Below are 4,938 nucleotides of genomic sequence, written 5' to 3' on the forward strand. Positions count from 1 at the left end.
CAGGTGCGCAGGGCACGAATTTCACGGTTTTCGATCATCAGCACGTCATTTTCGACCGCCGCCGTGCATTCCGGTGTCAGCGCACGGAAGCTCTTGCGCAGGCTTTCGTTGGCGGCTTCGTCGAGCGGATAGTGGAACAACTCGGCTTGTTCCAGGTGACGCAGTCGATAGTCGACGCCACTGTCGACGTTGACGATCTCGGTATTCTGCTTGATCAGCGCAATGGCCGGCAGGAAGCGCGCGCGTTGCAGGCCGTCCTTGTACAGGCCGTCCGGCACGATGTTCGACGTTGCAACCAGGGTCACGCCGTTCTTGAACAGTTCTTCCATCAGCGTGCCGAGGATCATCGCGTCGGTGATGTCCGAGACGAAAAATTCATCGAAGCAGATGACCCGGGCTTCGGTGGCGAAGCGCTTGGCGATGATGGTCAGCGGGTTTTTCTCGCCGCCCAGGGTTTTCATCTCTTCGTGCACGCGCTTCATGAAGCGGTGGAAGTGCGTACGGGTCTTTTCCTTGAAGGGCAGCGCTTCGAAGAAGGTGTCCACCAGGTAAGTCTTGCCGCGACCTACGCCGCCCCAGAAATACAGGCCCTTGACCGGGGTCTGATCCTTCTTGCCAAACAACTTGCCCAGCAGGCCCGGCTTGTTTTGCTCGGCCGCGACCAGGTCGTCGTACAGGCGCTGCAAATGACGCACGGCGGTTTCCTGCGCGGCGTCATGGAAGAATTCCGGGCGTTTCAGATCAGCTTGATATCGTTCTAGGGGCGTCATAATTCGTTAGCAAGGCAACAAAAACGGGCCGACACTGTAGCGACGGCCCGCAGGAATGGCAATCGGCCCTTGGTCGGGCCGAACCGTTGTTTATTCCTGAACCGGCGTCAGGGCGATGCGCAAGGCTTCGATAGCCGCGTCACGCGCGGCGCTGTCGGCGAAGGCCGGGCTGTCGGCAACGCACTCGCCTTCCAGCCATACACTGAAGCTCAGCGCCTCGCTGCGCACGTCCAGAGGCTGGCCCGCTTGCAGTTGCTTGGTCACCTGCCCTGCGGTCTTGCCGTCGGCGAAGTTGCGCGACAGCAGCAGTTGTTCGCTATCGGCCGCCAGCAGACGGAAGCGGAAACTGCCGTCGTCTTCGCGGAAGCTGACAAAACGTGCAGCTTTCGCGACTTTCTTCTTGGTGGTCGCCGCCACTTGAGTCTGGGCAACGAAGGAGCGCAGGCCCACCGCTTCACGCAGTTCGTTGAGGAACGGTGTCGCTACCGAACGGGCCTTTTTCGCGCCGTGTTGCAGGATGTCTTCCAGATCCCCCGGGCGCTCGATCAACAGGTTATAACGCTCGCGGGACTCGCCCAATTCGTTGTCCAGTAGCTGGAACAGACGACTCTTCGCCTCGCCCCAACCCAGACCCTGCAACAGCTCGCTGCGGAACTCGTCGGCCTGCGACGGGGTGGCGAATGCCTGGAACAGGGTGAACAGGTGCGAGTTGTCCGGATCCTTGGCTTCGCCCGGCGCGCGKGAGTCGGTGACGATCCGCGAAATCGCGTCCTTCATCTCTTTGGCGCTGCTGAACAGTGGAATGGTGTTGTCGTAGCTCTTCGACATCTTGCGGCCATCCAGGCCCGGCAACGTGGCGACGCTCTCTTCGATCAACGCCTCGGGCATGGTGAAGAATTCCTTGCCCTGGCCAAACAGGTGGTTGAAGCGCTGACCGATGTCCCGCGCCATTTCCACGTGCTGGATCTGGTCACGACCGACCGGCACCTTGTGTGCGTTGAACATCAGGATGTCCGCGGCCATCAGCACCGGGTAGCTGTACAGGCCCATGGTGATGCCGGCATCCGGGTCTTCGCCGGTCTCGACGTTCTTGTCCACCGAAGCCTTGTAGGCGTGGGCGCGGTTGAGCAGGCCCTTGGCGGCAACGCAGGTCAGCAACCAGGTCAGTTCGGGGATTTCCGGGATGTCGGACTGGCGGTAGAAGGTCACGCGGTCGACATCCAGCCCACCGGCCAGCCAGGTCGCGGCGATTTCCAGGCGCGAGCGCTGGATGCGCTGCGGGTCATCACACTTGATCAGGGCGTGATAGTCGGCCAGGAAGTAGAACGAATCGGCATTGCTGTCACGGCYGGCGACGATCGCCGGGCGGATGGCGCCAGCGTAGTTGCCCAGGTGCGGCGTGCCGGTGGTGGTGATGCCGGTAAGGATGCGGGTACGGGTCGTCATGGGTAATCGCTTGTCAGACTGCAATCAATTCGAGAGACGCGGCAGGATCAGATCCTTGAGATCGGTCAGCTTGCCATGAAAAAAGTGTCCGCATTCTGCCACTTTCAGCAGCTCATGGGGGCGTTCGAGCTTGTCGGACCACTCGTAAACCAGCTGCGGATCGATCACTTCGTCGGTTTCCGGCTGGATCAGGGTCAGTTCGCCCTGTTCCGGCAGCTGGTCCTGATCGCCCAGGCGCATGACCGCCGGCGCGACCATGAACAGGTGTTTGATCTGCTCGCCCTTGGCCTCAAGGCGTCCGCCGAGACTTGCTGCAACAAATCCACCGAAGGAGAAACCGAACAGGGTCAGCGGCAATTGCGGGTGTCTGGCACGAAACCATTCGGCCACAGCCTGGGCATCATCGACTTCACCGGTGCCCATGTCGTGGGTACCTTCGCTGGCACCGACGCCACGGTAGTTGAAGCGCAGGGTGATCAAGCCGGCATCGCGCGCGGTGCGCTGTAGGGTCGAGACCACTTTGTTGAGYATGGTGCCGCCCTGCACCGGGTTTGGATGGCAGATCAATGCAAGGCCGCGCGGCTGCTCGCTATCCAGATATAAAGCCTCAAGCTGACCCACCGGGCCGTCAATCACTACAGGGGTTTCACGCATAAGCAAGGAAGGAACTCCGTGACCTCGAATCAGGTCGACTCGTCTAGCAAATTGTCTGTGGCTGTCTATTGCGAGTGAATCGCGGTATACAGCGCAGGTTCGAGCCGTTAACGTAAAGCAAAGCCGTTTATAGAGGAAGGACTCGTGGAACACTCGCTCTTAGTTTGGTTGTTACCGACTCTTGCCCTGGTTGTGGGTGTCGCCATTGGGTTCCTGATCGCTCGCGTTGCACCGAACGCCGCGCCCAGCCGCACGCAGCGTCAGCTGGACGATATTCAGGAACGTTTCGACAGTTATCAGAACGAGGTGGTGACCCACTTCAACAGCACCGCGACACTGGTCAAGAAACTGACTCAGAGCTATCAGGAAGTACAGGAGCATCTCGCCGAGGGCGCAAATCGCCTGGCCCTGGACGAACAGACTCGCCAACGCCTGCTGGCCTCCCTGCACGCCGATGCGGCGCAGGCTCCACGGGAACGCCTGACACCACCGCGCAATCAGGAACCGCCACGCGACTACGCACCGAAAGCCCCGAACGCGCCGGGCATGCTCGATGAGCATTATGGCCTGAAGAAGTAAGCAGCTTTCGCGCCTAGCAAAAAGCCCCCGGACGGGTGATTGTCCGGGGGCTTTTTTGTTTCTGATCCTGTATCTCAGGTGCCCAGACCGGCCCCTTCGCGGGCAAGCCCGCTCCCACAGGGTTATGCATTGAATACAGATTTTATGTACGACATCGCCCCCTGTGGGAGCGAGCTTGCTCGCGATGGGGCCAGAACTGACGACAAAAAAGCCCGCCCGATCTGTAAAGGATCGAGCTGGCTTTTTTACGCCTGGGGTTCAATCAGACGATCAAGGGTACTGCTGAACCTGACCTTGCTGCTGGGCACCATACTGCTGACCCGGAATCGCCTTGAGGTTGACCTCTACGCGGCGATTCTGAGCCTTGCCGTTGGTGTCGCTGTTGCTGGCCACCGGATTGTCCGGACCTGCGCCGCGAGCGCTCAGGTTGGCACCGCTGACACCTTGCGAGGTCAGGTAGGTTGCCACGCTCTGGGCACGACGCTGGGACAGGTCCATGTTGTGCTGGCGGCTGCCGGTGCTGTCGGTATAGCCGACGATCTCGATCTGGTTCTGGTTGAACTCTTTCAGCGAGCCCGCCAGGTTGTTCAGCGGTTGATAGAAACTTGGGGCAATGTTCGCCGAATCGGTCGCGAACGTGATGTTGCCTGGCATGATCAGTTTGATCTGGTCGCCCTGGCGCTGCACTTCAACACCGGTGTTGGCCATGCTGGCGCGCAGCTTTTTCTCTTGCTGATCGGCGTAGTAGCCGTAGCCTGCGGCAGAAGCACCGACCACCGCTGCACCGATCAGGGCGCCCTTGCCACGGTTATCGTGGTTGATCGCAGCACCGGCCAATGCACCGGCCAGAGCGCCGAGACCACCGTATTTCGCGGTCTTGCTCATGCCTTCGGAGCCGTTATCCGCCTGGCCCTGAGCCTGGCCTTGACCACCGTACGGGTTAGGCGAGGCACAACCGGACAAAACGGCCACAGCCGTAGCGAGAATAATCAAACGACGCGTGGTGAACATGTAAAGCTCCTACTTTTTTGCATTCTGTGGTGCAACGGACCAAGGCATCAGTCTTTGCGGGCGTTGGATCATGTTAACGGGTAAAAATTCCGCTCGTTACAAATCAGGCCCGTACAAACGGGTTTTCGCGCATTTCATCGCCCAGACGGGTGTCCGGACMATGCCCGGCCACCACTGTCGCCTCTTCATCGAGGGTGTACAAACGCTGCTTTATCGAACGCACGATGGTGGCCTGGTCGCCCCCCCACAAATCCGTGCGGCCGACGCCGCGACGAAACAGCGTATCACCGGCAATCAGCAGCTTGGCCTCGGAAAACCAGAAGCTCATGGAGCCCGGTGTATGACCTGGCGTGTGCAGCGCCACGCCACAACCGCAGGCCAGTTCTTCATCATCGGCCAACCAGCGGTCCGGAGACGGCACCGGAGTATAAGGAACGCCGAACATCTGGCACTGCATTTCCAGGTTGTCCCACAGAAA

Annotated in this window: 6 protein-coding genes; 1 reads left to right on the forward strand and 5 read right to left on the reverse strand. The window is 60.1% G+C overall.

Annotated elements, in window-relative coordinates; genetic code table 11:
* The 3 genes from zapE to ACXRVY_RS17025 all read right to left on the reverse strand — a co-directional run.
* A partial coding sequence (zapE, locus tag ACXRVY_RS17015; RefSeq protein WP_458237818.1) for a cell division protein ZapE occupies positions 1–770 on the reverse strand: 770 nt, incomplete at its 3' end.
* A 90-nt stretch (positions 771–860) separates the two neighbouring features.
* The gene (locus ACXRVY_RS17020; RefSeq protein ID WP_458237819.1) at positions 861–2,216 is read right to left on the reverse strand and encodes a tryptophan--tRNA ligase; all 1,356 of its coding nucleotides are present in this window, start codon (positions 2,214–2,216) and stop codon (positions 861–863) included.
* A 24-nt stretch (positions 2,217–2,240) separates the two neighbouring features.
* Positions 2,241–2,870: an alpha/beta hydrolase gene (locus ACXRVY_RS17025; protein WP_458237821.1), complete on the reverse strand. Its 630-nt coding sequence runs from the start codon at positions 2,868–2,870 to the stop codon at positions 2,241–2,243.
* 144 nt (positions 2,871–3,014) lie between these two features.
* Between ACXRVY_RS17025 and ACXRVY_RS17030 the strand changes: the two genes are divergently transcribed.
* A complete protein-coding gene (locus ACXRVY_RS17030; RefSeq protein WP_223461188.1) occupies positions 3,015–3,449 on the forward strand; it encodes a Z-ring associated ZapG family protein in 435 nt (144 codons plus the stop codon).
* Positions 3,450–3,719: 270 nt separating this feature from the next.
* On the opposite strand, the gene ACXRVY_RS17035 is transcribed toward ACXRVY_RS17030, so the two are convergent.
* On the reverse strand, positions 3,720–4,460 hold the full coding sequence (locus ACXRVY_RS17035; RefSeq protein ID WP_223461187.1) for an OmpA family protein: 741 nt from the start codon (positions 4,458–4,460) through the stop codon (positions 3,720–3,722).
* Between the two features lie 103 nt (positions 4,461–4,563).
* Positions 4,564–4,938: MBL fold metallo-hydrolase (locus ACXRVY_RS17040; RefSeq protein ID WP_458237820.1), on the reverse strand; the 375-nt coding region annotated here is incomplete at its 5' end.

The organism is Pseudomonas sp. P5_A2_2 (genome assembly GCF_054177685.1).

Bases quoted from the DNA above. Each gene is read 5' to 3' on its own strand.
- ACXRVY_RS17035 (WP_223461187.1), bottom strand. From the start codon at position 4,460: ATGTTCACCACGCGTCGTTTGATTATTCTCGCTACGGCTGTGGCCGTT.